The organism is Serinicoccus sp. CUA-874 (genome assembly GCF_001942225.1).
GTDB lineage: Bacteria > Actinomycetota > Actinomycetes > Actinomycetales > Dermatophilaceae > Ornithinicoccus > Ornithinicoccus marinus.
The window spans coordinates 367,446-393,741 of sequence record NZ_MKJZ01000011.1; the positions used below are offsets into that span (position 1 = coordinate 367,446).

A 26,296-nucleotide genomic window follows, 5' to 3' on the forward strand; every position below is an offset into this window, starting at 1 on the left:
TGACCTGCGGCGTGACAAGTTGTTGGGGCGAGGCGCCGTCTCACCAACTTGTTCGGAATCCTCAGCTTGGCGCCAGATTCGGAGGCTTGCCGCGCGGGTCGTGAGGACACCCGTGCTCCCTGCTGTCAACGGCCAGTTGGAAGTCCCCGGTTTTGGCCAGGTGGAAGTCCCCACCCTCTGCGGGTTGATCAGGGGGTGGGCAGCTCACCTCCTCGGCGTGCGTGTGCTTGGCGCATGCGGTAGGACTGGCCGTTGGTGAGCACGGTGGTGGCGTGGTGCAGGAGGCGGTCGAGCATGGACACTGCGGTGGTGTGCTCGGGCAGGAACCGTCCCCAGTCCTCGAAGGAGTGGTGGGAGGCGATGCCGAGGGATCGGCGTTCGTAGGCGGCGGCGACGAACCGGAACAGCAGCTGGGCGCCGGTGTCGTCCAGGGGCGCGAAGCCGATCTCGTCGACGAGGACGACGTCGTTGCGCAGCAGGGTCTCGATGGTCTTGCCGACGGTGTTGTCGGCCAGGGCGCGGTAGAGCGTCTCGACCAGGTCGGCCGCGGTCAGGTACCGCACCCGGTGCCGGCGAGGACGGCGGCGTGACCCAGGGCGATGAGGGTGTGCGACTTCCCTGTGCCGGCGGGCCCGATGAGCGCGACGTTCTCCCTGGCCCGGACCCACTCCAGGGACGTCAGGTACGCCCAGGTCGGGGCCGGGATCGAGGAGGCGGCCAGGTCGAAGTCCTCGATCGTCTTGAGCACCGGGAACGCCGCGGCCTTGAGGCGTGCTCGCTCGTTGGAGGCGTCCCGGGCGGCGATCTCGGCCTCGACCAGTGCCCGTAGCACTTCCTCGGGCGACCACCGTTGGGTCTTGGCCGTGACGAGCAGCTCGGGGGCGAGCTGTCGCATCGCGGCCAGCTTGAGCCGGCGCAGCCCCGCGGTCAGGTCCGCATCCAGCACCGGCACGGTCGAGGCGCTCACGAGGACACCGCCTTCGGTGCCGGGGCGTACTCGGCCAGCGACCGTCCCGCAGTCGTGGGCAGGTCGAGGACGAGAGCGTCCCCGGCCGGGCGCGGGGTCGGGAGCCCGGTGCCGGCGGCCAGGATCGAGCGGACGTCGGCCGCTTTCCACCGCCCGAACGCGGTCGCTCGCTCGAGCGCGGCGACCATCGTGGCCTCGCCGTGGGCGGCGGTCAGGGTGTTGAGCTCGGCCAGCTCGGGACCCAGGCGGGTGTGCCCGGCCCCGGCGGCACCGGCGATGAACGCCTGCGCGGCCTCACCGAGCGCGCAGAACTCTTTCTCCGCCGCGGACCGCGGGCGGATCGCCCGCACCGGTGCCGCGGGGCGGGCACCGCCGTAGTGCTCGTCCAGGACCGAGGCATCACCGGGCGCCACGAGGGGGTGCTCGGCGTGGACCTCACCGGTGCCGGGGTCCAGGACGAGCACCCGGGTGCCATCGACGAGCACGCCCACCTGGGTGCCGATCAGCGCGGTCGGAACCGAGTACCGGGCCGAGCTGAGGCGGATCGTGGACAGCTTGTCGACCTTGCGGGTGACCGGCGCCGGGCCGATGACCGGGCGCAGCGAGGGCAGCTCGGTGAGCAGGTCGACCTCGGTGGCCAACCGGTCGGACGGGACCGCGCAGGTCTCGGAATGGACCGCGGCGTTGACCTCCTGGCACCATGCCGCTGCCCGCTCGTTCGCGGCACCGAGGTCGGCCAGGACCCGCGCGGCGCCGGCGGCCAGGCCACCGGCGCGGCGTGCTCGAGCAGCAGCGGCAGGGCCAGGTCGTCCTTGCCGTACCGGACCAGGTTCTCCACGATGCCCTTGGACTCCGGGTCGGCCGCCTCGCAGAAGTCGGGCCGGAACCGGTAGTGCGTGGCGAAGCGGACGTACTCAGCCGTGGGGACGACCCGGTTGGCGACCACGCCACCCTTCAGGCAGCCCATCCGGTCGGCGAGCACCACTCTTGGTGTGCCGCCGAGGACCTCGAAGCACTCGGCCAGCATGGCCATCGTCGTGGCCGCCTTCTCGTCGGCGGCGAGGCGGACGAACCGGAACCGCGACCAGGCCAGCACCGCGGCGAAGACGTGCACGCCGGCGATCACGCCCCAGTCGATGACCAGGTGCTCACCCGGGGACCACGACGCCGGCCGGTGCCGGCGTCCGTGCTCGCTGCGGTACCGCGTCTTCTCCTGGGCGACGAGGCGGCGGAAGTTGCGCGCCGAGCCCGTGAACCCCGCCGCGCGGGCCCTAGGCAGCAGCCGCTTGGCACTGATCCGGCCCCGGGTGTCTTTCACGTCCCCGGCCACGAGCGCGCGCACGGCCTCGTAGTTCGCCGGCCGCGGCGCCCTGACCGGGCGGCCCTGACCGGCGGTGTGACGTTCCACGACCCGCTTGACGGTCTTGTGCGTGGTGCCGCAGATGTCGGCGGCCCCGCGGTAGGTGCCCACCTTCTGGTAGGCGGTGATGATGTCCAACTCTTCCCTCATGTTCTTCAATGGAGCTCCCTGGGCGGTGCGGTGACTGGCTAGACACCGCCACCGTTCACCGTCCAGGGGCTCAGCTCATGGACGACACGAGCAGAGGGTGGGGACTGTTACTTGGCCACCAGCGGGGACCTCACGTGGCCACCAGTGGGGACTTTGCCACGGCCATGGACACCTGCCGCGCTGAGTCAGGCGGGGGCTGCCTCGAACACCATCAGTTGTTCTGCTTGGGTGCCAACGAACGGCGTCTGCGCCCAGTCGCGCCACACGTTGAGGGCTACGAGACCGGCGGCGAGCAGGTCGTCCACAATCTGCTGCCGGGTTCGGAACTGGAGTGTTTGCTCAACGTCGGCAATGTGGCCGGTGTCGACGAACTCGTTGTGACAGTGCATGACGACAATGCCATTCTCTACCGGTGGTTCCGTGGTGAGGGACTCCCGGAGCAACCCTATGGGTGTGTCTCGCTCCGCGACTGGCTCATTCCAGGTCTCCCAGGCGCGCGCCTGAGGATTACGTGACTCGAACACCAGACGGCCGCCGGGCCTCAGTCCGCGTGCGATCGCGGCCAGCGTGGTATGCCAGTCGTCGCCGAGGATGTGCATGGCAACATTCCCGCTCATGAGGACTAGGTCGGCCGATTGAGGCGCGATCTGCTCACCCGTGCCGAGCACCCAGTTCACAGCCTCGCCCCCAGGCCGGGCGGTCGCGCGATCGAGCATCGCTGCCGCGGGATCGATACCCGTTACGGTCCGACCCGGTGCGGTCAAGGTCACGGTGAGCAAGCCGGTGCCGTAACCAAGATCGACGATGCGCTTGGCGCCGAGGTGGTCTGCGAACCGTCGGAAGAAGTTATGGTCGGGGCCGTCGGGATTGTCGATGTCGTACACCACTGCCAGGCGTGGATCGTCGTAGGTCACGCGGCTCCTTCTCGTGAGTTCAGGGGTGCCAGTGTGCAAAGCACCCCTGCGCGGGGCAACCGCATTACGCACTCACTCGATTCTTCGCAGATGCGGCAGATTGGATCGCTTGTTGCGGCATCCCTCGTCAACCGACGAGGCAGCCGTCGTCTCCCAAGGCTCCGCCGTGTCAGGTCGGTTCTCCGTCTGCTGTCTTCGAGGCGAGGTCGTCGCTGGCCTGCTTCGCCGTCTGGCGGAGTTCGGGATGTTCGCTGATGATCTCTTGCTGCCGCTCGCTCGGCACGCCGAGCTCTTGAAGGAGGTTCATCACCACTACGGCGCTGGTGACCTTCACGGCTGCGATCACCTCATCAATGCTCTGACGGCGCGTGTACCCCTCGTGAGTCAGATCGTTACGTGCTTGGGTCGTGACGGTCGCCCATCGCTCCACGTCGGGCACAAGACGCTCCATCGCCTCGGAGTCCGGCAACCCCGCCAAATCACGTAGCCGCTCCTTCAACGTCACCTCGTTGCGCAGTTTCTCCTGGACCCATGCTCGGTGCTGATCGGGGGTGTGCTCCAGCAAAGCCTTACGCATCGCTGAGAACTCGTCCGCAGGGACGGGAGGTTGGACCTGCCTCAAGGCGCGATGCAGGACCTCAGCCGCGCCGGTCGCTGTGAGAAGCCGTCCTTCGATGAATCGTGCGGGTGCGTACCGCAGACCGAGAATCATGTTGGAGGCCCGGAGGCATCGTTCGCGGACCTCGCACCACCGGGGCCAAACTTCTTCGAACGGCAGGTGCTCGCAGGTGAAGAGGGCCCGGTGATGTTTCACTGCCTTCGCGGACGGCTCGGCGGAAACGGTGTGCTGCGCGTAGAGGTCGATCTCCCGATCTCGGATCGGGTAGCCCTCGGGATAGTCGCGCTCCTCAGGCGGCATTCTGAGTCGCATCCACAGGAACCCGCACGGCCTATGCAGGGCGAGGGACAGCAGATCCTGCACCATCTTCGCGTGCTCCTGGGCGGTGTCCAGCGACCATGGTTCGGGCGGCTGGAAGCGGACGAACCGGGTCTCCCGCATCCTGCCCAGGGTGCCGTCTCGCGTGTGCTCGAAGTACGGCAGAGTGTGCTCATGCGCAAGTGAGGTCACCACCCCGTTCACGATGACCGACGGGTCTTGCACCGGCTCAGCGACGAGACTGCCGGTCCCGTTGGGCCGCCCCTCTTCGATGCCGACGGACCCGCTGAGGACCGAAGACTGCGACCACATGGTGAGGTCCTCCACGGCGACATGGCACTCGGTGAAGATCGCTTGATCGGAGGTATCCAGGTGGACGCCGGCCAGGGCGGTCAGGACATGGATCGTCTGTTCTTCCGGCGGCCCGAAGTTGCGAGACATGGTGTGGGTGCCAGGCAGTCCAGAATCGTGATTTCCCGGTTCTCCGCCAGCCCGTGCAAGACAGGCCATCGGCGACTGCCCTCCATAACGGCGAAGACCCCTGGCCTCACTTCTTGCCTGATCTCGGTGTCCCACCCGCCGATAAGGTCGAGCACCAGTCCCTCGTCGGGACGGTAGGTCAGCGTCCCCGGCATCGCCTTATCCTCCTCGCCAGGTGGCCACCAGTAGCCCCGCCATGTGCGCAGCTCGCTCAGTAGAGGCTTGTCCATACTCGGTCCTTCACGCGCTCGTCAGTGGGGCGATGTGGAGCCGATTATCTCCGGTGGAGCGAAGCTCCGATGAAGACTGGCTCGACGCGACTCGCCGACCCGACGCCGAGGTGCATCGCTTGGCGGCGAACCCGAAGCATCGACGTGCGCCAGCGCCGGGTCAGAATGGCCGCGTGACCAAGGGGAAGCGGGCAGAGCGATGAAGGCCTCCAAGGTCGAGCGGCAACAGGTCCTGGACTACTTCGCGGCTCAGCTGGGTGACGACCCGGTGGTGCACCTGGAGAAGGTGGCGGTCGAGCGGGTCGGCTCAGTGCTGCACGACATCTGGGACGTGCACTGCAAGGACAGCCGGTGGTGGGCGATCAACAACTCGCTCAACTGCTACTCGCAGGAGGACTTCAAGAGCCGCGACGTCGCCTTGACCTTCCACGTCGGGCTTATGGTGCGCATCGCCAGTCGAGAGGAAGTCCCAATCACTGAGGACGCCGCGGGACTACTTCCGCAAGCGTGGCGCCTGTGGGAGCAGGCGGTCGAGTCCCTCGACGGCGGCCGCGAGGCCGAGGACTTTCAGGCAGTCGGAGTGCGACTGCGCGAGGCGATGGTCACCTACGCTGGCGAAGTAGCCGACGAGGCGCTGCTACCGGAAGGCGATGTCGCCCCCAAGGCAGCTGACGTCGTGGGCTGGACGAACCTACTGATCGCGCACCTGGCCCACGGGGCCTCAAACAAGCAGCTGCGCTCCTATGCCAACAAGCTGACCCGGGAGACCTGGGACTACGTCAACTGGCTCACCCACGCCAAGAACGCGATCGCCTACGACGCGCACATCGGTGTCGCGGCGGTGAGCCACTTCCTGTCGATAGTCACCGCCTTGCGTCTACGCGTCACGGCCGGCACCAAAATCCGATGCGAGAGCTGCGGCTCGTACCACGTAGTGTCAGGCGCCTGCATGCGCTGCGGTTGGCACAGCCCGGACTACGTGCCGCCACCTTCCCGGCGGTTGTCTGAAGAGGACCTCGCCAGTCGATTGGCGGAGCCGTGCGTGCCGAGCTCGGACATCTCCACGTTCAGGTCACCGGACGACTTCCGCTAGTTAGGTGAGTTCCACGAAGCCGAGACGGCCGTACAGGCCGTGCGCGGTCGCGGAAGTGCCGTCCCCGACCCGCAGCGACAGCTGCCGGTCGCCAGCGCTCGAGCAGGACTTCATCGCGGCCAGCCCCAGCGACCGGCCCAGGCCAAGCCCCCGCGCTTCGGGATGCACGAACAGGTCGATGACGAAGGGCCCGTCGAGGTGGTCGTCCCAGATGGAACGCTCGACGACCAGGATCGCGCCCGCCGGCCTGCCGCAAGCGTGCGCGAGCCAGCTCGCATCAAACCGCAGAGTTCCGAACTGGCCGGTGAAGGTCTCATCGATCTCGCGTCGGGCGTCGTCCAGATCCGCGGCTCCCACCTGGGGCGGGTAGCTGGCCAGGTAGAGCCGAGACAGATCCTCACGCTGGGACTGATCGAGAGGGGTGAGGTGCCCGGCGGGGTCCGTGGAGGGTGGCTCGCCGGCGGCAGGGAAGGTGATGCTGAGCAGGTCAGAAGGCATGGGGGGGTCCGTTCCAATGGTCGATGACGTGGGGGATGAGAGGGGACGTCAGGAGCGGAACATGGTGGGGAGGATAGCAACCACGTGATGCCGACCGCGCGCTCCGGGACGGGTGCCCAGGACATGTGTTGACCTTGACACTGTGGAAGGGCATCAGATGGCTGTCGACATGCTGAGTATCGGACATATGGCGCACGTGACCGGGGTATCCCGGCGGATGCTGCGGCACTGGGAAGAGGTGGGCCTGCTCGCGCCGGCCTCCGTCGACGAGTTCACCGGTTACCGCCGGTACGCGCGGAATCAAGTTGGCCGGGTTCGGGCGATCGCGTCATTGCGTGCCGTCGGCTTCAGCCTTGACGCGATCGGTGATCTTCTCGGTGGGCAGCTCTCAGAGCGGCGCCTGCAGGAACTTCTCCGAGCTCGCGAGGACGAACTCGTGGCCCGGATCGACGAGGACTCAGCGCGTCTGACGGAGGTGCGAAAGCGCCTCACCGCTCTCCAGAGAGGACACCGAACGATTATGAAAAACCTCAAGCTCGACGCACTCCCAGCCCTGCGGCTTGCAGCCCTGCAAGCTGTTGTCGGTGATGAGTCCGAGATCGGTGACGCGGTCGCCGATCTGCTGTCGCGAGTACGGGACCAGCTGGCCAAGAACGGCGTCACCGACGTCGAAGTCGTGCTCACGTACGACGGGACCTCCGAGGACAGCATCGTCGTCACAGCTGGGGCTCCGACCTCTGATGCACAGGTCCCAGGCCTCGAGGTGGTCCGGGTCGAGGGAGCCGACCGCGGTGCCATTGTCCGTTTCGACACACCGCCTGTTGACATCGGTGATGCGTGGATCGCGATCGATGCGAACCTTGAGCAAAGCGGTCAAGAGACGACCGGGGTCTATCGTCAGACCCTCACGCGGGACGGTGGCGTCGTCCTGCAGGCGCCCCTCAAGGACCTACCACACGCGGGCTGATGTGCGGCCGCGGGTCTCAGCCTCGGGTTGCTGCCCGGTGGCCCATGTCCAGTTCCCAGGTGATGTGACCGCGCCTGGATAGGTCCTCACTGTCGAGGTCGAGGGTGTGGCGGACCTGTCGGCGGGCGAGCGGGTCGACGATGTGCTTGTCGTGCGGGAGCCCGCGCAACGCCTGGTAGGTGGCCCGCGCGGTGGGGAGCAGCTGGCCCAGGAGGTCGGGGTTGGTGATGCCGAACGTGCTGTCCAGGACAGCCGCAACAGCCGGTGAGAACGCCTGCGCCGGTAGCTCGTCCTCGGCAAGGAGGATGCTGACGGTCCTGCTGATCGCCGTGGAGTGGTCCCAGTGCACGGACCGGGGCAGCAGCGCCGGCACAGGCCCGGTGTCCTCTCGTACCGATGTCCGTGCCGGCCCCGGCGCCTGGTTGCTTCAAGGAGGTCGCCACGTCAACGGTTCGCCAGGGTTGTGGCCGGCCGCCTCGGCGACTGCGGCGGCAACCATGGCCAGGAATCGGGCCAGGACGGGGTCGGCGGTCGGGTCGACGTGGGCGCACTCCTCGTCATCGCGGTGATAGAGGTCGGGGTTGAGCAGGGTTCCTTCCGTGGGGGCGGCCAGCCGCAGGTCACCGCCGGTGTAGACGGACCAGAACAGTTCGACCAGGGCGCTGGTGCTGACCCACCCGTGGCACGGGCCGAGGAGGCTGCGGGTGTGGTTCACCGCGGCGATGAGCAGGTCCTGGTCGGCGGCGATCCACCGGCGGCTCTGGTAGTCGATCGGCGGGGGAGTGGCCTCCAGGATGGTCGCGACCTCGTCCAGGCGGCGCAGCACGGATGGCCAGGCGCCGGTGCGGCGCAGGTGTCGGACCAGGTTCGGGGGGTGGACGGCGAACGAGGCCGGTAGGCCGAGGTCGATCGCGATCAGTCGCCAGGGTCGGGTGCTGCCGACCTTGGCCAGCAGCATGCTGGCGGCGGCGCGGTCCCGGTAGTCGCTGTCGCGGATCCACGGGTGGAGCGTGCCGGGCCAGAGCAGCTGCGGGATCCACGCCAGCCGGGCCTGTCCCGGCGCCGAGGCGGGCGCACCGTGCTGGGTAGGGCAGGGGTAGCTCGGGTGGTCGCTGCCGGTGCGGAAGACCAGTTGGCTGCTGGCGGGTAGTCGCTCGCTCAGGGAGGTGAGGCGGACCGCGGCCAGCAGAGGGTTGCGCCGGCGTTGGTCAGGACGTGGTCGGGGCCGATCGGGGTGACCGGGCCGGCCGGGTGCAGCAGCCCGTGCCGGTCGGCGACCTCTCCCGCGGCGGTCGGGGCCGGTTGTGCGATCACTTCTCGTGCGGCCAGGACCGCGTCCAGCAGGTCGCCGGCGGCGCGGCCTGGTCGGGTCAGCTGCTTGACGTCGCCGAGTCGTTCGACGACGAGCTCGAGCACGGCGTCGAACAGGTCCGCGTGGGAGACCTCGAGGCCGCAGGCCCCGGTGACGTGTGCCGGGTCGTTGTCGGCTTGCCGGGCCAGCGCGTGCAACCACAGGTGCGCAGCCGCCACGTCCTGGTTCACCGGCGGGGCTGGGGCGTCGCGCAGGTCGTGCCCGCAGACCTGGTACCGGGTCCGTGGGGTGTGCTGTCCGGGCGCGGGTTCGCTGCAGACCCAGGGGGCGGTGTCGTGGGTCATCCATGCCGAGCTGGTGAACCGTGCGCGGTGGCACGCCGGGCAGCGGCGGACCAGGAGCCGTCGGTGCGTCGTGCAGACCAGGTTCAGCGGTGCCGCCCAGGCCTGCTGCCAGATGCCGCCGGTCTCGGCGAGGCAGGAGGGGCAGAAACGGGTCCGGTCGGGAGCGACCTCGCCCCGTCCGTGATAGGCGCCGAGGTACCGGGCCACCTGGGCGGGCAGCGCACCTTCGCCGCCGTCGGTACCCGGCGGGAGGGAGTCGAGCCCCGCCGCGGTGGCCAGGGACTGGACGTGCGGTGCCAGGTGCGCCTCGACGCGGGCGGCCGGGCCGGCCACGACCGGCACGCCGAGCTCGCTCAGCAGACCGGAGACCGGCAGCCGGTATCGGTGGGCCAACCGCGCCAGCCACGACGCCAGCTGCTCCCCGGCGGCCGGAGGCACGGCCAGCGGGAGCCGGGTGATGTCGTACCCGCCGGGGACCAGTCTGGCCCGGGCACGCACGGTGACCGGGTGGGGGAGGGGTTCAGGTGCTGTGGCTGAGATGCTCGGCGGCATTGTCGATCCGGACCGAGGACAGCACGTCGGCGTCGAGCACCTCGGTCCCTGTGGTGATGGCTCGTGCGCAGGCACGTTCGAGCAGGGTCGCCAGCGACCCGATACGACCCTGGGTGCGTTTGTGCAGCAGGTCGGCGTGGTCGGTCAGCATCCCCGGGCGGGCCCGCGCCAGCTTGTAGTGCGGTTCCAGGGTGGCCAGGAGCGTGGCCCAGGCACGGGCACCGGCGTCGGTGCCCGTGGAGAAGGGGACGACGGGGCAGCGGGTGGCCCGCCGGCTGGTCTGAGCCAGGACAGTCTCCTCGCCGTGCAGGCCCTCGTCGAAGAAGCGTCGCTCACGCAGCCCGACCCCGACGTAGATGAACGTGACCGGTAGCTCGTTGGCCAGGCCCTTGAGGTGGTTGGACACCTCGGTGCCGTGGCGCCCGGCGAAGTCGACGAAGTGCAGCTCGTCGATGACGATCAGGCGGGTGTCGCAGCTGGCGACGCAGTCGATGGCCAGAGCGGTCAGCTCGGTGCGTGAGCCGCGACGGGCCGCAGGGTGGCCGTAGAACTCCAACAGCTTCTGGTTCAGGCCCTTGAGGGTGATGCCCTCGTTCAACGGCACGAACGCCACCGGCAGCCGCTGATTCCCCTCAGCCGTGGTGTGCCCGTAGCGGCGGTAGATCCGCCGGTGGAAGTCGCGGGCGTACCTGGTCGCGATCGTGGTCTTGCCCAGGTACGGTTCGGCGTCGATGACCACCGACCCGCGCAGCTTGTCCGCGTCGCGACGGTTGGAGGTCATCACCTCATCGATCACCTGGTAGGCCGAGGCGAGCTGCTGGGTGCGTACCGTCGGTGGGTTGGTGTTCCAGACGGTCCGGGCCTCGCCGTAGTCCTCGGCCTCTTCCGGGCTCAGGTCGGCCATCTCGGTGAGGGTCAAGGTTGGGAAGTCGGGCCGGGGAGCCGCGTTCACGAACGCGTCCCACCCGGTCTTGCGGGACATCTGGAACAGGGCGGTGTCGTGCAGGGTCAGCCACTGGGCCCAGGGGTTGCTCATTCGTCGAACACCTCTAGCACCTCGCTGTCCGGGTGCTCGGCGTAGTACCGCTCGAACACGTCCAGGTCGTCCGGGTGCTGCGGCGGCGCTGCCTGTCGGGTCTGGCGGGCGGTGAGCAGGTCGATCACCCCGGGCAGGGAGGCGCGGTCGGTCACCTCGTCGTCATCGAATGCGTGGCTGCTGGGCTGGGTGGCCAGCCGGATCGCGAGGTTGCGTTCTCGGCGGCCCATCACCTCCTCCCGGCCCCACCGGACCAGGAGGTCTTCCACGGCCTGCTGCGGGTCGACGTGCCGGTGCTCGGCGATGCTGATGCGGCGGGTGTAGTCAGCTGCGTCCTTGCTGAACGGGGCGTTGATCCCGGTGGCGAGCCGCCACTCCAGGCGGTGCCACCTCTTGTCGGCCGGGTCCTGGAAGTAGACGGCCCGCACGTCGTCGACATCGACCAGGATCGGCCACTTCCCGGCATGGGCGCCGCCGTAGTCCGATCTCCTGGCCCGGTAGGTGTTCAGGCCCGGGCCGTCGTACCGGCGCCCGTCGATGTCGACCCCGTAGTGATGGATCTTGCGCCACTGGACCTCCATCAGCTCATACCGCAGATCCTCGGCGGCCGGGAGCCGCAGCAGACCGGAGAACTCGATGCCCCGGTTGAACATCTCCTGCGGGGACAGGTCGACCTTCGGCAGCAACGGGTCCCGCAGCCCCCGGTGCGCGCGGAGGTGATAGACGTCGCCGACCCACTCCCTGATCAGGTCCTCCAGCTCGGTGACGTAGTAGAACGCGCCCTGCTCGACGTCCTTGCCGCGGGAGGCGATGTTGGGACCCTTGTAGCCGGACAGCTTGTCCAGCAGGGACAGCCGCAGGCTCTTGAAGAACCGCTCGAGTGCCGGCTTGTCGGTCGGCTTGTCCGGGATCGCCGGCTGCACCGAGATCCCCAACCGGCGGCACACCCCCATCGTGTGCTCGGACAGGTACACCTTGCCGTGGTCGATGACGATGGTGTCCGGGAACACCCCGACCGACCCCAGGACCACGTGCTCCGGGACGCCGGCGTACGGCCCTGACGGAGAGTCGGGTCTCCGTCCCCACTGCTGCGGGGTCAAGCACTGCAACAGCACGCTGGCCACGTCCGCCGACTTCGCCGCGACCGGGCGCAGACGCAGGCCTTTCACGGAGCGGTCGTACAGGTCCATCGCCAACGTCAGCTCGGTGTTCACCCACCGCATCGTCACCGGCTCCATCGCGAACACGTCCAGCTTGTACCCGTCCATCAGCACGTACTCACCCGGACGGTTCGGACGCAGCTGCCCCAGGACACCCTGCGGGCGCTTGGCCACCGAACGACGCCGCGGAGCATCACCAAACGTGTGCCGACCGGCATCCAGCTCGACAACGCGCTCGTAAGCCACCGACCGGGTGGGCACGACGCCGTCGGGTACCGACTCCAGGAACACCCGATTCGTCTCCCGGATGACCGTCTGCTGCGAGGGTGTGGACCGGTTGGTATAGCGGGAGAGGACCTCGGTGCACGCATCATCCCAGCGGGGATCGACGCTGCGCCTGGTGTCCTTGAGGAGCCGCTCATCGATCAGCCCGGCCGGGCCCAGCTCGTCGAACCGGCGCAGGCGCCGTTGCACCGTTCGCAGCGACAACCCCAGCTTCGTGGCCGCTGAGCGCATCCGGGCGGGCGCCTCGTCAGCTCCTCGAACCGCGAGCAGCTCAGCGAAGATCTCCACCTCCGCCTCCAACCGGGTGCGCTGCTTGAGGGTCAAGGACTCCAGGCCGATAGCTGACAGGAGGTCCCGCTGCACTGCATCGACGGCGTGACTGTCGGGGTCCAGTCCGGAGGCACCTTCGAGCAGGTCCGTCACCGCAGCTGTCCGATACCGTCCACCGTCTCCCTGCAGACGCACAGACGTGCCGCGGACCTCGCAGACGGCCCAGCACTCGCCGTCGAACCACAGTCGAGTGCCGACCCGGACCTCAAGCACGGACCCTGTCACCCTCGGGACACCTCCCGGACGCGATCGATCCGCGTCGCCGAGTTGAGGGGCTCATCCAGGTCGATCTCCCACGCCTGGTGCCAAAGGAGGCCAACCATCGCTGCCCGCAGGGCGTGCGCCGTGTAGTCGGTGGCGCGGCTCGCGGCCCTGAGCGACTCGCCCAGTGACCGGTCCACGGCGCCGTGGCGATGGAGCTGGATCGTGGCTCCGGGGTCCACCAGGTGTGCCCGGCGCCCCTGAGCCAGGAACCGGACGTTGGTCAACCGACGCGAGTCGGTGCCGGACCACACCGAGTAGCGCCACCCTCGCTCAGCAAGCACCCGGCCCGTCCAGCCGAGAACTTCGGCGACCTCTGGCTTCTCGACCAGATGTCCGGGCTTGACGTCGACCACCTCGACCGACCCATCACGTCGTTGCAGCAGGTAGTCCGGGACATGTCGGCGCACGACGTCGCCATCACGACCGGCGAGCCCGAACGGTTGACTGGCTACGGCGACCACGTCCTGGTCGAAGTCAGCCAGCATGAGCCGGTCCCGTTCGAGCAGGCTCTCGTACCCGACCAGGTCACCCATCGTCGCCGCCCACCACCAGCCCGGGTAGTGACCCATCCCCGCGTACGACCCGAACCGGCGAACCGGGAGCCCGCGCACCACCAGGTCCGCTCGGACAGCATCCAAAGTCGTCACGACGTCCTCGCCGTCTCGGGACGTGTAGCGGACCTCGACCAGCCTTCCCGGCTTCTTCCCGGCCACGGCTCCAGGGTCCACCTCGCGACAAGATCCCCGGACAACGACACGCCGACGACAAGAAGCCTGGACAACGACAAGTTACGGCGGAACCTACACGTGCGAGCGCGACGGCACACGGCTCGGCGGGGAACAATCTGGTCGACACCACAGTTGAGCCTAATGAACTCAACTTCACTGAGCCTCGGCTTGACAACACGCCGGCCACTCACCAGAGTTGAGTGCAGACGTGTCAACCCGGGCGCACGAGGTGCGCCACGACATACCAAGGAGAGCAGTTCATGGGACGTGCAGTCGGAATCGACCTCGGCACCACCAACTCGGCCGTCGCCGTGCTGACCGGTGGCGAGCCCGAGATCATCGCCAACGCCGAGGGTGGGCGCACCACCCCCTCCGTCGTCAGCTTCGCCAAGAACGGCGAGGTGCTCGTGGGTGAGGTCGCCAAGCGGCAGGCCGTCACCAACGTCGACCGGACCGTCCGCTCCGTCAAGCGCCACATGGGCACCGACTGGAGCACCGAGATCGACGGCAAGAAGTACACCCCGCAGGAGATCAGCGCCCGCACGCTGATGAAGCTCAAGCGGGACGCCGAGTCCTACCTCGGCGAGGACGTCACCGACGCGGTCATCACCGTGCCGGCCTACTTCGACGACGCCGAGCGGCAGGCCACCAAGGACGCCGGTGAGATCGCGGGCCTCAACGTCCTGCGCATCGTCAACGAGCCGACTGCAGCGGCGCTCGCCTACGGCCTCGACAAGGGCAAGGAGGACGAGCTCATCCTCGTCTTCGACCTCGGTGGTGGCACCTTCGACGTGTCCCTCCTCGAGGTGGGCAAGGACGCCGACGACGGCTTCGCGACCATCCAGGTCAAGGCCACGCACGGTGACAACAAGCTCGGTGGTGACGACTGGGACCAGCGCATCATCGACCACCTGGTCACCACGGTGAAGAACCAGTCCGGCGTCGACCTCAGCAACGACAAGATCGCGCTGCAGCGGCTCAAGGACGCGGCCGAGCAGGCCAAGAAGGAGCTGAGCTCGAGCTCGAGCACCTCCATCAACCTGCAGTACCTCTCCATGGGTGAGAACGGCCCCATCCACCTGGACGAGACCCTCACCCGCGCGCAGTTCGAGCAGATGACCTCCGACCTCCTCGACCGGGTCAAGCAGCCCTTCGAGCAGGTCATCCAGGACGCCGGGATCAAGGTCGACCAGATCGACCACGTCGTCCTCGTCGGTGGCTCGACCCGTATGCCCGCCGTCGTCGACGTCGTCAAGAAGATGACCGGTGGCAAGGAGCCCAACAAGGGCGTCAACCCGGACGAGGTCGTCGCCGTCGGCGCCGCCCTGCAGGCCGGTGTCCTCAAGGGCGACCGCAAGGACGTGCTCCTCATCGACGTCACCCCGCTGAGCCTGGGCATCGAGACCCAGGGCGGGATCATGACGCGGCTCATCGAGCGCAACACGGCGATCCCGACCAAGCGCTCCGAGGTCTTCACCACGGCCAGCGACAACCAGCCGTCGGTGGGCATCCAGGTCTACCAGGGTGAGCGGGAGATCGCCGCGCACAACAAGCTGCTCGGCAACTTCGAGCTCACCGGCATCGCCCCGGCCCCCCGCGGCGTCCCGCAGATCGAGGTCACCTTCGACATCGACGCCAACGGCATCGTGCACGTGTCCGCCAAGGACCGCGGCACCGGCAAGGAGCAGTCGATGACGATCTCCGGTGGCTCTGCGCTGCCGAAGGACGAGATCGAGCGGATGATCAAGGACGCCGAGGCGCACGCCGAGGAGGACAAGGCTCGCCGCGAGGAGACCGAGACCCGCAACACGGCGGAGCAGCTGGTCTACTCGACCGAGAAGTTCCTCGCCGACTCCGGCGAGCAGGTGCCCGCGGACACCCGCGGCCCGGTCGACACCGCGCTGACCGACCTCAAGGACGCGCTCAAGGAGGACAGCGGCGCCAGCCTGGACGACATCAAGGCCAAGATGGAGACCCTCTCCACCGAGAGCCAGAAGATGGGCTCGGCGATGTATGCCGCGCAGTCCGAGGGTGCGCAGGGTGACGCCGGTGCTGGTGCCGGCTTCCCCGGCGGCGCCGAGGGTGGCCCCGACGCCGGTGCCCAGCAGGGCTCCGACGAGGACGTGGTCGACGCCGAGGTCGTCGACGACGACGAGGACACCAAGTGACCGACCAGCCACACGGCACCCACCCCGAGGGCGCTCCCGACGAGGAGCGCCCCGGGGCGGGCCCGGTCATCCGGGACAAGCGCCGCATCGACCCCGAGACGGGCAAGCTGCGGCAGACGACGGAAGGTGCAGGGTCCGTGACCGACGAGAAGGACGAGCAGGGCGCGCCCGAGCAGCAGGTGACGGAGGAGGGCCAGGCCCCCGAGGCCGGCCCCACCGCCGACGCCGCTGAGGGCGCCGAGAGCGACACCCACCCGGACACCCTCCTGGCCGCGGAGCGGCTGGAGGAGATGCGCCGGATGCAAGCGGAGTTCGTCAACTTCCGCAACCGCACCCAGCGCGAGCGGGAGGCCGACCGCGCCCGGGCGACCGGCGCCGTCGTCGAGGCGCTGCTGCCGGTGCTGGACGACGTGCACTCCGCCCGGGAGCACGGCGACATCGCCGAGGGCAGCCCGTTCGCGGCGATCGCCGACAAGCTGGAGCAGGCCCTGGGCCGCTTCGGCGTCGAGCGGGTCGGCGCGGTCGGCGACGTCTTCGACCCGACCGTCCACGAGGCGCTGATGCACCTGCCGGCCGATCAGGCCGATCTGCCCGAGGGCGCGACCGAGATGACGATCGTGCAGGTCATGCAGCCCGGCTTCAAGGTCGGCGAGCAGGTCGTGCGCGCCGCGCGCGTCGCCGTCGCGGACCCGAGCTGACCGGCATACCCACGCAACATCGGGCACGAAGGAGGAGGTGAGCACCGATGGTGAACCAGGACTGGTTCGAGAAGGACTTCTACGCGATCCTCGGCGTCAGCAAGGACGTCGACGCCAAGGAGCTGAAGAAGACCTACCGCAAGCTGGCGCGGCAGCACCACCCGGACAACAACCCGGGCGACGCGGCTGCCGAGCAGCGGTTCAAGGACATCGGTGAGGCCTACGCGGTGCTCTCCGACGCCGAGCAGCGCAAGCAGTACGACGCCGTGCGCGCCATGGGCGGCGGGGCCCGCTTCACCGCGGGCTCCGGCGGCCCGGGCGGAGCCGGTGGCGGCTTCGAGGACGTCTTCGCGCAGATGTTCGGCGGTGCCGGTGGCGCGCAGAACGTCCGCTTCGGCCAGGGCGGTGCCGGCGGAATCGATCTGGAGGACCTGCTCGGTGCCTTCGGTGGCGCGGGCGCTTCCAGCAGCAGGGCGGCCAGGGCTTCCCAGGAGGCTTCCCGGGCGGCGCGCAGGGCTTCCCCGGCGGCGGTGGGTTCACCGGTCAGGGACGTGGCGGGGGTATGCCCCGGGGCCAGGACGTGGAGGCGTCCACCACGCTCGACTTCCGGTCGGCGGCGATGGGCGACACCGTCACCCTCTCCAAGCCCGACGGCGGGCGGATCACCACCCGGATCCCGGCCGGCGTCAAGGACGGCCAGCGGATCCGGCTCAAGGGCAAGGGCATGCCCGCGCCGATGCAGGGCGGCGAGCCCGGTGACATGTACCTCAAGGTCACCGTCACCCCGCACCCCGTCTTCGGCCGCGACGGCGACCACCTCACCGTCGACCTGCCCGTCACCTTCTCGGAGGCGGCGCTGGGGGCGACCGTGCGGGTGCCGACCCTCGACGGCAGCACCGTCAAGGTCAAGGTCGCGCCCGGCACGCCGTCGGGGCGGGTGCTGCGGGTCAAGGGCCGCGGCATCCAGACGACGAAGGTCACCGGCGACCTGCTCGCCAAGGTGCAGGTCATGGTCCCGCAGCGGCTGTCCGACGAGGCCCGGCAGGCCGTCGAGGCGCTGCGGGCCGAGGAGGGCGACAGCGACCCCCGTGCTGACCTGATCCGGCAGGCGCAGGGCTGAGCCGTGGTCGACCGCGACACCCCCGTCTACGTCATCTCGGTCGCCGCCGAGCTGGCCGGGATGCACGCCCAGACGCTGCGGCAGTACGACCGGCTCGGACTGGTCACGCCCTCGCGCACCCGGGGCGGGGGCCGTCGCTACTCCTCGCGGGACGTCGACCGGCTGCGCGAGGTGCAGCGGCTCTCCGCCGAGGGGGTGAGCCTCGCCGGCATCCAGCGCATCATGGAGCTGGAGGTGCAGGTCGAGGCGCTGCGCGACCGGGTCGCCCAGCTCCTTGCGGACAACGAGCGGCTGCAGGACCACGCCGCGCAGGGCGGCCGGGTCTTCGCCGCCGACCTCGGGGGAGAGGTCGTCGCCGTGCGCGCCGGCCAGCGGCCGCCCGGCCGCGCGGGCACGACGGCGCTGGCGCTCTGGCGGCCATCCGGGTTGACCACTTGACGGAGGCGCAGAGCCGACACCGGCTGGGGAACGAGCTTCAGAGACCTTTGAGAAGTTCCGCGCTCGGGGCGTTCATCAGTGTCGCGACGCCACGCCACGCACCGAGAACGGCCAGCGCCCCGGCGACTGCCGGGGTGGCCAGCACCGGCCACCAGACAGGGATCGTCGCGTCGGCGGCGCCCAGGCCGGGCACCCGGTCCGCCCCTACCGCTCCGACGATGCCGGCGCCACCGAGTCCGATGATCACCCCCAGGCCGCCAAGCAGCGCCCCGATCAGCCCCAGTTGCACGAACAGGGCGGACCGCAGCTCCGCGGTGGACCATCCCGTCGCTCGAAGCATCCCCACTTCCTCGCGCCGACTAGCCGACCAGGAACTCGCCACTGCGCCCATGGTGACGGTGAGCAACAGCCCGACCCCGGCGAGCAGGAGCCATCCCACGATCCGGAGGGCATCGATCAGTGCTGGCAAGGACTGGAGACGCTGGGCCAGGCTCTCGGCCGCGTAGCCTTGGTCCTGCAGACGCTCAGCCACTGCAATGCTGTCCTCGACGGACTGCGCTTGAAGGTAGATGACGTCCCATTGTGTGTCCAGGGCATCATCGGCACCGGTTTCCTGCAGTGCGACCAAGTCCTCGAAGGTCCCGGTGGACACGTACGCCACGTTGTTGCCCTGGTCGAACAGCGATTCGCCATCATGAACCCCTGTCACCTCCCAGGTGCGTTGGACTGATTCGCCTTCGTTCGGCCCCGTCCGCCTCGTCGCCTCGACGGACACGTCATTGCCGATCAGCTCGCTGAGGTCGGTCCCGGACACCGATGAAGGCATCACCACCTCACCGTCACCGAGACCGGCGTCCGCTCCTTTCCAGGCGTCGCCGGCGATCTGGGGGTAGTAAGGGGTTGCCCAGAAGGCGATTCCGGAGACCGATCGGTGGGCTCCCTCTGCCGCTGGAATGCTAAAGCCGACCTGACCCCACGGCATGACGGACTCGATGTCATCAGCGGCCTCGGCGGCCCGCACGGTCTCGGTGGTGAGTGGCCGAGCGTCACCGGAGACAGTGACACTGGAGACTTCGACGATGGCGGAAGCCGAGTCATCGCCCAGGTCCAGCAGATACCCCCGGGCGGCGGAGGCTGCGATGGAGGCGACCATGATGGCGATGCCGATGCAGCAGGACAATCCGAGCAGCAAGGCGCGTTGTCGTGTCATCCAGTGGCGTCCGCAGAGCCATCCATACGTCCAGGGGCTCACTTGCCGACCTCCACGTCCCGATGTGCCTGTGGCACGGGTCCATGATGGGCGGCGAAGAGCAGGCTGGCGCCGCCCCCGACGTGCTCCTGCAGAAGTTCGATCATCAGGTCCGCTGTCTTTGCGTCGACGTTGCTCGTGGGTTCGTCCGCAAGAATGATCGAAGGGTCCCGGATCAGGGCCCGGGCCGTGGCGACCCGCTGCTGCTCTCCACCCGAGAGCATGGCAGCCCGATGTTCGGAGACGGCTCGTAGTCCCAGTCGGTCGAGGAGCGCGGCGATGCGTTCCTGTAGCGCAGACCCACGCCTGTCTGCGGCGACAGCGACGTTCTCGGCGGCGGTGAGGTGACCGATCAGGTGGGGCTGTTGGTAGATGAGTCCAACGTCGCGGCGGCGCAACTCAGCCCGCGCAGCCTCGTCCAGCTCGTGGAGCGATGTTCCCTGGAGCCGGACGACGCCGTCGTCCGGCTGGATGAGGCCGGCAATGACATTGAGCAGAGTTGTCTTGCCGCTGCCGGAGGGCCCCTGCAACCTCACGGCCTCGCCAGCGCCGGCGCACACGGTCAACGTGTCCAACACGGTCCGATGCTGACCAGACGCAGCAAAAGTGACAGTGATGTCGGTCGCGCACACCCGACACGCTGACGACGACGGCTCGCTACTCTTGGTCGTGACGATCAATGCGTCTCCTGTCCTGCGTAGGTCACTCGCCCAGCGGCACCCCAGCTCGGAGCGCGTCGATCGACGCCTCCCAGCTGCAGGTGCCGTCGGGCGCGCTCATCAGACTCGGGCTTGCGGGGCAACCTAAACGCGACAGCACCGCTTCCTCTATCCTCGAAAACTCTTCGGGTGACGGGTCCAGTCCGGCTCCGGCGATGGCGGCGGCAGCCTGGATGTTCAAGGGCTCCGAGGGATCGCTGGCCATCTGCACAAGCCTGTCGCGCACTCGAGGGCCGGCCGAATCGACCTCTGCGACGCCGTCGACGTTCTCGGGTACGGCATAGGCTTCGAGCACCGCCACAGTTGCTTCGTCGGTGGACGAGGGCAGGGCGTCGGTCGTCAACGTAAAGTGGGCTGCTTGTCCCCGTCCAAGGGCATTGGCCACATCGACCATGGAAAGACACGCTCGAAGTTGAGTTTCGCAATGAGATTCATCGAACCATGCGGTGATCTTTTCTCCAGGATTGCTGACCAGAGGAACCTCGCCGCCAGCGGTCCTGATGGCGTCCACGACCAGACGCGTGTACAGATCGGGGGACGCAGATTCATTCAGGGCCATGTCCAGGGTCGACAACATCGACTCATCAACGAGCGAGGAAAAATCCTCAGCGGTGAGCAAGCGGGCCGCGGCATACGTGACGTCTATCGACCCGACTTGTGCTGTCGGGAGTGGGACCGCCCCGCCGGAGGACCAATCCACGTCCGCGTCATCCAGGACCTCGGTGGCGTACTCTTGGACAGTACTTTGGGCAACCCCTGCGGTATCCAGAAGATCAAGCGCTTCGTGTGCCAAAAATAGACCCGGAGACTGCTCGAGAATGCTGATAGCCTCCTCGACAGCTTGGTCGCAATCACAGTCCGGGCTGAGTGCGATGTAGCCCCGCCAATCAAGGAGATGCCGAGGATGGGAGATTGGAAGATCAGGCCGTTCCTCCGCTCGGCTAAGGTCTTCGTCTGCTTCGCCTCCAAGTGAGGTAACAATTTGGCTGACCTGCCAGCGTTGGTAGGGAGCTAGTGTGGCCCTGCTGCTGACTTCTTCGAGATGGCGGAGTATGGGGTCTACCTCCAACGTCTCCCGCGCTTCGATGTCGGATGTCGTCAGCACTTGCATGCCGGCGAGCCATCGTTCTGTGGCTGAGGTCGCCGATAGAGGTGGAGGAGTGGTGTCGGCTTCCGAGGCTTGGCACTGTGCGGGTAGCGGAGAGGTTGTCACCCAAGATGCCAACCCAGCTTTCATGAGGGGGTCAACCGGGGAGGCGTCGCATAGTTGGGCGACGTCTCTCGAGCTCAGCGGCGATGGGTTCGCACCAGAGAGTCGGGCGATTTCGTGCGTGTGAGCCGTGGCGTACAGATCGCCTGCGCCACCTTCCGTAGCGGCGTCGGAGGTTGTCCGACGGATGAGGCCGGTGTCAGAGTCTTGCAGGGCGCGCACATCCGCTACCAGTTCACTCGAGTACAGCCGTGGTGCGCCGTCAGTTCGGCCGGTTCCCGTGCAGCCGGAAGCGAGCAGCGCCGCCACACAAGCAGCGGCGCTGCTCGACGCCCATCTGCGGCGAGTGACGGTCACACACTTACTCCGACCGTTCGCACAGTGCCGTAGTAGTAGGCGACACCCGTCATGTCCATCGAGACATACCACGTGAGCCAGTTGGCGCACACACGACCGGAAAGATAGGACCCTGACGCGTTAGTGTTGCGCCAGGTGATTGATTGACTCTTGTCCGCGCCACCCCCGCTCAATCCGGATACGGTAGCGCCAACCCCATGGGCCGTGGCCGTCGTGGTGTTCTGAATCCAGGTCGTGTTGGTAGTTGCGATGGCGGAAGTTGCGTCGTCACCACATCCTCCGGAGTCTGAGAACGTCTGGACCCACACGTTCCCCGTCATCGAGTGACCATTGGGAAGGCTTACCGTGTCACTGCTGCTATTACTCGGTTGATGGCGCGAATCGCCGCTCATGGTGGCCGTCGCGGGTGCCGCGGCCAGTGCTGCCGTGCAAACCCCTGCGAGGGCGCCGCGCCAGATTGCTGTATGCGTGTTCATTCCCCATCTTCTATCGCTGTCTGACTCATCCACCGGAACATGATGTGGGGGGCGGGGTCAACAGGCGGGGTGGGGGATTTTACGGAATCTTTACCACGCCTGCGCTCGTGGCACTCTCTCGGCGTGAAAGGCGCAGCAACAGGCCCCGCCCGTGTACCGTGGGCGGGGCCTGTCACGCCTGCGGACATGCTGGCGGCCTACTTCACCTCGCGGCGCGCCACCCGCCACAGGCCCACGGCCAGCGGGATGAGGACCCACCAGATCGAGGTGACACCGAGCTGGGCCCACTGCTCGCCCGTGGGCGCGGCGTCGACCGCCATGAACGGCATCTGCGCGATGGTCTGGTCGATCCAGGCCGCGCGCTCGCTGATCCAGGTGACCGTCGCCGCCAGCAGGTTCATGATGACCGGCAGCACGAAGAACCCGGCGATGGCCAGCGGCACGTTGAGGAAGAGCGCCCCGAAGCCCACACCCATGAGCACGTAGATCACCTGGAGCACCACGCGCCGAGGTAGACGTGACCCGGCACGCCGAGGTCGATGTCGCCGCCGGCGATGCTCGCGGAGATGACGTGGGCCAGGGCGGCCAGCCCGAAGGTGATCGCCACGACGACCAGCCCGAGGGCGACGGCCGCGAGCGCCTTGGCGACCATGACCCGCATGCGCCGCGGCTCCTGGGTGAAGGTCACCAGCGCCGTGCGCTGGCTCCACTCCGAGGCCGCCGTGAGGATGCCCAGCACCGGCAGCAGCACTGCCTGCGGCGTCACCGCGGTCGCCAGCAGCGTGGCGTAGGCCGCGCCCGACTCGCGCCCGAACCACATCACCAGACCCATCGCCAGCACGGTCAGCGCGACGATGACGACGAGCAGCCACCGCCCGGCGCGGGTGTCGACGGTCTTGCGCAGCTCGGCCTGGAAGAGCCGGGCGAAGGAGAGCCCGGGTCCGGTGGGCTCCGGTCCCTGGTGTGCCGTCCCGCTCGCCCCCGAGGCCCCGCCCGGTCGGGCGTCGGTCGGGTCGTGGGTGGTCGCGGCCGTGCCGGTCGCCGTGGAAGTGGTCATGGTCTGGTCCCCGTCCTCGATGCTGGTGGTTGCTGAGTGCCCGGTCGAGGTGCTCATGCCGCGACCTCGCGGGCGTCGTCGGCGGTGAGGCTGAGGAACATCTCCTCCAGGCCGCCGCCGGCCGCGCCGAGGTCGGTGATGACGAGCCCCTCGGCCAGCGCGAGCTCACCGATCTGCGCGGTCTGCGCGGTCGCGGTGAAGCCGCCGCGCGGGCGGGCGACCGGCGCGAAGCCGGCCCGCTCGAGCGCCGCGTGCAGCGCGGCCCGGTCAGTCGCGTCCACGACCACCCCGGCCTCGGCGAGCAGCTCGTCCTTGGCGCCCTGCGCCACGATCCGGCCGCGACCGATGAGCACGAGGTCGTCGGCGACCTGCTCCACCTCGGACAGCAGGTGCGAGCTGAGCAGCACGGTGCCGCCGTCGCGGGCATACCCGCGCAGCAGCTCGCGCATCCAGTGGATGCCGCCCGGGTCCAGGCCGTTGGCGGGCTCGTCAAGGATGAGCACGCCCGGGTCGCCGACGAGCGCGGCCCCCAGGCCGAGACGCTGGCGCATCCCCAGGCTGTAGTTGCCGACGCGGCGCTCCGCCTCGCGGCTGGACAGGCCGACCCGGTCCAGCACCTCGTCGACCTTGCCGCGGCCGGCCCCCACGAGGGTCGCCGCGAGGGTCAGCACCTCGCGGCCGGTCCGCCCGGCGTGCTGCGCGCTGGCGTCGATCATGACGCCGACGTGCGTCGTGGGGTTGGGCAGCGCCCGGTAGGGGCGGCCCAGGATGTGCGCGGTGCCCGAGGTGGCGGGGGTGAGCCCGCACATCATCCGCATCGCGGTGGACTTGCCGGCGCCGTTGGGGCCGAGGAAGCCGGTGACGCGGCCAGGCCGCGCGGTGAAGGTGACGTCGTCGACGGCGGTGAAGCTGCCGTAGCGCTTGGTGAGGTTCTCGATCTGGATCATGCGTCCAGCCTGCCGTCCGGTGGCACGGGCGGGCATCGGTCCCAGGTCTCGGTCGAGCACGACCACGGTCTCGTCCGATCGGGCTCCGTCTCCGACCAAGGTAGGGGGTGGTCCCGCCGGTGGACGGGTGCCCCGGTGCGGCGGCGCGGCCTATCGTCACAGGTATGCCCCCCAGCCTGCCCTCCGACCGGGTCCACGCCGACCCGTCGGACCCCGCGGTCGACCCGCCCGACCTGCGTCCGTGGCAGCAGGCCTGGCGGCTGGGCACGGTCTGGCTGCTCGGTGGGCTGCTGTGGCTCGTCGTCTTCGGGCTGTCGCCCGCGGGCCAGGGCGACCTGGAGCGGACGGGAGCGGTCGACGTGCTGCTCGTGCTCGACCTGCTGGTCGGACAGCTCTGCGTGCTGCTCGTGGCCTTCCGCCGTCGCCGCCCGGCCACCGTCGCGGTGGTGGTCACGCTGCTCAGCGCGGTCTCCTCCTGGGGCGCCCCGGCAGCCCTGCTCGCCGTGCTGTCGTTGGCCACCCGTCGCCGGCTCCCCCCGTTGCTGGTCGTCCTGGCGCTCAACGCCCTCATCAGCCTGACCTACGACACGCTCGTCGCGCCGACGTTGCTGCCCGACGACCCGGCCTACGCCGACGGTGGCTCCCTGTGGCAGGTCGGCATCAACACCCTCGTCGTCCTGCTGGTCTTCTGCATCGTCGGGCTCATCGGGTGGAACATCGGTGGTCGCAGACAGCTGATCGCGAGCTGGCGCTCGCAGGCACAGACCGCGCGGCGGGAGCAGGCCGCGCGGGTGTCGCAGGCCCGCCTGGCGGAGCGGGCCCGCATCGCGCGGGAGATGCACGACGTCATGGGTCACCGGTTGTCGCTGGTCGCGATGCATGCGGGTGCTCTCGCGCACCGGCCCGACCTCAGCGAGCAGGAGCGTCGGGCCAGCGCCGAGATCGTCCGGGACGGGGCGCACCAGGCGCTGCAGGAGCTGCGTGACGTCCTGGGTGTGCTGCGGGCCGAGGAGGATCCGGACCCACTCGAGACCGGCCAGGTCGAGGCGCCGCAGCCGACCCTGACGGCGCTGCCGTCCCTCGTGGCCGAGGCGACGAGCAGCGGGCAGGAGGTGCTGCTCGAGGCCGACCCCGACCTGTGGTCCCGCTCCGTCCACCTGTCCGACCGGGTCGGACGCCACGCCTACCGCGTCGTGCAGGAAGCGCTGACCAACGCCCGCAAGCATGCTCCCGACTCCGTCGCACGGGTCCGGGTTGCCGGGTCGGAGGAGGACGGGCTCGAGGTGGTCGTCCGCAACGCGGTCGGCCCGACCGGCGGCTCGGCGCCGTCCTCGGGGATGGGCCTGCCGGGCATGGCCGAGCGGGTGCACCTCGCCGACGGCCGCTTCGAGGCCGGGGTCGAGGCGGGCGAGTTCGTCGTGCGAGTCTGGCTCCCGTGGCAGCAGGAGGGGCGGGGATGACGGAGACGGCGGGGAGGCGCACCCGGGTGGTGCTCGTCGACGACGACCCGCTGGTGCGGGCGGGGCTGCGGATGCTGCTCGGCGGCCCGGACGGGGTGGACGTCGTCGCCGAGGGGGAGGACGGCGACCAGGCCGTCGCGCTGGTCGGCCGGCACCGGCCCGACGTGCTCCTCATGGACATCCGGATGTCGCGGGTGGACGGGCTGAGCGCGACCCGTGACGTCCTCGCCACGTGGCCGGAGGCCAAGGTCCTGGTCCTGACCACCTTCGACGCCGACGAGCTGGTGCTGGGGGCGCTGCGGGCCGGGGCACGCGGCTTCGTCCTGAAGGACACCCCGCCGGAGCGGCTCGTCGCCGCGGTGCACGAGGTCGCCTCCGGCGACCATGCGCTCTCGCCGTCGGTGGCGGCCCTGCTGGTCCGGGAGGTCAGCGGCGGCACCGCCGCCCCGGACGACCGGGGTGACCGTGCCCGGGCGCAACTCGACCGGCTCACCGAGCGTGAGGTCGAGGTGGCCCGCGCGGTGGCCCAGGGCGGCTCCAACGCCGACATCTCGCGCGAGCTCTACCTCGGCGTGCCGACGGTCAAGGCGCACGTCTCCAGCATCCTGGCCAAGCTGGGCCTGACCAACCGGGTCCAGGTCGCGCTGCTCGTCCACGACGCCGAGCACTGAGCCGGGCGCAGATCAACCGGTTCGGGCCCGTCGACACGGTGCTCGGGACCACGTGTGACGAGCCGCCGCGCGAACCGCGTCAGCGAACGGTAAGGACTCGTGCCGGCGCGAGCGCATAC

23 protein-coding genes and 3 pseudogenes are annotated in these 26,296 nt (G+C 69.0%); 8 read left to right on the plus strand and 18 right to left on the minus strand.

The window, feature by feature from the left end; genetic code table 11:
- Positions 1-188: 188 nt before the first annotated feature.
- From istB to BJF80_RS21500, 5 genes and pseudogenes are all read right to left on the minus strand, one after another.
- Positions 189-895 (minus strand): annotated as a pseudogene (gene istB, locus BJF80_RS21495) (IS21-like element helper ATPase IstB).
- 68 nt (positions 896-963) lie between these two features.
- Positions 964-2,486: pseudogene (gene istA, locus BJF80_RS05480) on the minus strand (IS21 family transposase).
- Positions 2,487-2,662: 176 nt separating this feature from the next.
- Complete coding sequence (locus tag BJF80_RS05485) at positions 2,663-3,391, minus strand: class I SAM-dependent methyltransferase (RefSeq protein WP_158068480.1); 729 nt, start codon at positions 3,389-3,391, stop codon at positions 2,663-2,665.
- 169 nt (positions 3,392-3,560) lie between these two features.
- Positions 3,561-4,769, minus strand: a complete 1,209-nt coding sequence (locus BJF80_RS05490) for an ApeA N-terminal domain 1-containing protein (protein WP_083673468.1) — start codon at positions 4,767-4,769, stop codon at positions 3,561-3,563.
- A complete protein-coding gene (locus BJF80_RS21500) occupies positions 4,721-5,038 on the minus strand; it encodes an ApeA N-terminal domain 1-containing protein (protein WP_158068481.1) in 318 nt (105 codons plus the stop codon). Before BJF80_RS21500 ends, BJF80_RS05490 begins: the two co-directional genes overlap by 49 nt.
- Before the next feature lie 199 nt (positions 5,039-5,237).
- Here BJF80_RS21500 and BJF80_RS05495 point away from each other — a divergent pair, with 199 nt between their 5' ends.
- Positions 5,238-6,131, plus strand: a complete 894-nt coding sequence (locus BJF80_RS05495) for a hypothetical protein (RefSeq protein ID WP_075812023.1) — start codon at positions 5,238-5,240, stop codon at positions 6,129-6,131.
- Here BJF80_RS05495 and BJF80_RS05500 read toward each other — a convergent pair whose 3' ends face one another.
- Complete coding sequence (locus BJF80_RS05500; protein WP_075812025.1) at positions 6,132-6,629, minus strand: GNAT family N-acetyltransferase; 498 nt, start codon at positions 6,627-6,629, stop codon at positions 6,132-6,134. It abuts the gene before it with no gap.
- Positions 6,630-6,786: 157 nt separating this feature from the next.
- Between BJF80_RS05500 and BJF80_RS05505 the strand changes: the two genes are divergently transcribed.
- Positions 6,787-7,596, plus strand: a complete 810-nt coding sequence (locus tag BJF80_RS05505) for a MerR family transcriptional regulator (RefSeq protein WP_075812027.1) — start codon at positions 6,787-6,789, stop codon at positions 7,594-7,596.
- A gap of 16 nt (positions 7,597-7,612) precedes the next feature.
- Here BJF80_RS05505 and BJF80_RS05510 read toward each other — a convergent pair whose 3' ends face one another.
- The 6 genes from BJF80_RS05510 to BJF80_RS05530 all read right to left on the minus strand — a co-directional run bounded on the left by BJF80_RS05510 (position 7,613) and on the right by BJF80_RS05530 (position 13,592).
- The gene (locus BJF80_RS05510) at positions 7,613-7,969 is read right to left on the minus strand and encodes a hypothetical protein (RefSeq protein ID WP_237767438.1); all 357 of its coding nucleotides are present in this window, start codon (positions 7,967-7,969) and stop codon (positions 7,613-7,615) included.
- A gap of 54 nt (positions 7,970-8,023) precedes the next feature.
- On the minus strand, positions 8,024-8,554 hold the full coding sequence (locus BJF80_RS19810) for a hypothetical protein (RefSeq protein WP_237767439.1): 531 nt from the start codon (positions 8,552-8,554) through the stop codon (positions 8,024-8,026).
- A gap of 200 nt (positions 8,555-8,754) precedes the next feature.
- On the minus strand, positions 8,755-9,750 hold the full coding sequence (locus BJF80_RS19815) for a TniQ family protein (RefSeq protein WP_237767440.1): 996 nt from the start codon (positions 9,748-9,750) through the stop codon (positions 8,755-8,757).
- Positions 9,751-9,772: 22 nt separating this feature from the next.
- On the minus strand, positions 9,773-10,840 hold the full coding sequence (locus tag BJF80_RS05520; protein ID WP_075812029.1) for a TniB family NTP-binding protein: 1,068 nt from the start codon (positions 10,838-10,840) through the stop codon (positions 9,773-9,775).
- Positions 10,837-12,708 (minus strand): TnsB C-terminal domain-containing protein, encoded by a 1,872-nt coding sequence (locus BJF80_RS05525; protein WP_237767441.1) that lies wholly within the window; start codon positions 12,706-12,708, stop codon positions 10,837-10,839. The genes BJF80_RS05520 and BJF80_RS05525 overlap by 4 nt, the downstream gene beginning before the upstream one ends.
- A gap of 128 nt (positions 12,709-12,836) precedes the next feature.
- Positions 12,837-13,592, minus strand: a complete 756-nt coding sequence (locus BJF80_RS05530; RefSeq protein WP_075812033.1) for a TnsA-like heteromeric transposase endonuclease subunit — start codon at positions 13,590-13,592, stop codon at positions 12,837-12,839.
- 275 nt (positions 13,593-13,867) lie between these two features.
- On the opposite strand from BJF80_RS05530, the gene dnaK reads away from it, so the two are divergent.
- From dnaK to BJF80_RS05550, 4 genes and pseudogenes are all read left to right on the plus strand, one after another.
- Positions 13,868-15,775 (plus strand): molecular chaperone DnaK, encoded by a 1,908-nt coding sequence (gene dnaK / locus BJF80_RS05535; RefSeq protein WP_022925353.1) that lies wholly within the window; start codon positions 13,868-13,870, stop codon positions 15,773-15,775.
- Positions 15,772-16,473 carry a nucleotide exchange factor GrpE gene (locus BJF80_RS05540; protein WP_075812035.1) on the plus strand — a complete coding sequence of 234 codons (702 nt, stop codon included), beginning with the start codon at positions 15,772-15,774 and terminating at the stop codon, positions 16,471-16,473. Before dnaK ends, BJF80_RS05540 begins: the two co-directional genes overlap by 4 nt.
- Before the next feature lie 47 nt (positions 16,474-16,520).
- Positions 16,521-17,593, plus strand: a pseudogene (locus tag BJF80_RS05545) (DnaJ C-terminal domain-containing protein).
- A 3-nt stretch (positions 17,594-17,596) separates the two neighbouring features.
- Positions 17,597-18,031: a heat shock protein transcriptional repressor HspR gene (locus tag BJF80_RS05550; RefSeq protein ID WP_075812037.1), complete on the plus strand. Its 435-nt coding sequence runs from the start codon at positions 17,597-17,599 to the stop codon at positions 18,029-18,031.
- Positions 18,032-18,068: 37 nt separating this feature from the next.
- Here BJF80_RS05550 and BJF80_RS05555 read toward each other — a convergent pair whose 3' ends face one another.
- From BJF80_RS05555 to BJF80_RS05575, 6 genes are all read right to left on the minus strand, one after another.
- Positions 18,069-19,283 carry an ABC transporter permease gene (locus BJF80_RS05555; RefSeq protein WP_158068482.1) on the minus strand — a complete coding sequence of 405 codons (1,215 nt, stop codon included), beginning with the start codon at positions 19,281-19,283 and terminating at the stop codon, positions 18,069-18,071.
- Positions 19,280-19,858, minus strand: a complete 579-nt coding sequence (locus BJF80_RS05560) for an ABC transporter ATP-binding protein (protein ID WP_158068483.1) — start codon at positions 19,856-19,858, stop codon at positions 19,280-19,282. Before BJF80_RS05560 ends, BJF80_RS05555 begins: the two co-directional genes overlap by 4 nt.
- A 124-nt stretch (positions 19,859-19,982) precedes the next feature.
- On the minus strand, positions 19,983-21,110 hold the full coding sequence (locus BJF80_RS05565; protein ID WP_075812041.1) for a hypothetical protein: 1,128 nt from the start codon (positions 21,108-21,110) through the stop codon (positions 19,983-19,985).
- 1,129 nt (positions 21,111-22,239) lie between these two features.
- Positions 22,240-22,545 (minus strand): hypothetical protein, encoded by a 306-nt coding sequence (locus BJF80_RS19820; protein WP_237767442.1) that lies wholly within the window; start codon positions 22,543-22,545, stop codon positions 22,240-22,242.
- A complete protein-coding gene (locus tag BJF80_RS05570; RefSeq protein ID WP_237767443.1) occupies positions 22,530-23,156 on the minus strand; it encodes a hypothetical protein in 627 nt (208 codons plus the stop codon). Before BJF80_RS05570 ends, BJF80_RS19820 begins: the two co-directional genes overlap by 16 nt.
- On the minus strand, positions 23,153-24,046 hold the full coding sequence (locus BJF80_RS05575) for an ABC transporter ATP-binding protein (protein WP_075812195.1): 894 nt from the start codon (positions 24,044-24,046) through the stop codon (positions 23,153-23,155). The genes BJF80_RS05570 and BJF80_RS05575 overlap by 4 nt, the downstream gene beginning before the upstream one ends.
- Positions 24,047-24,210: 164 nt before the next feature.
- Between BJF80_RS05575 and BJF80_RS05580 the strand changes: the two genes are divergently transcribed.
- Both BJF80_RS05580 and BJF80_RS05585 read left to right on the plus strand, forming a co-directional pair.
- On the plus strand, positions 24,211-25,506 hold the full coding sequence (locus BJF80_RS05580; RefSeq protein WP_083673471.1) for a sensor histidine kinase: 1,296 nt from the start codon (positions 24,211-24,213) through the stop codon (positions 25,504-25,506).
- Positions 25,503-26,177 (plus strand): response regulator, encoded by a 675-nt coding sequence (locus BJF80_RS05585; protein ID WP_075812043.1) that lies wholly within the window; start codon positions 25,503-25,505, stop codon positions 26,175-26,177. Before BJF80_RS05580 ends, BJF80_RS05585 begins: the two co-directional genes overlap by 4 nt.
- The last annotated feature ends 119 nt before the right edge of the window (positions 26,178-26,296 follow it).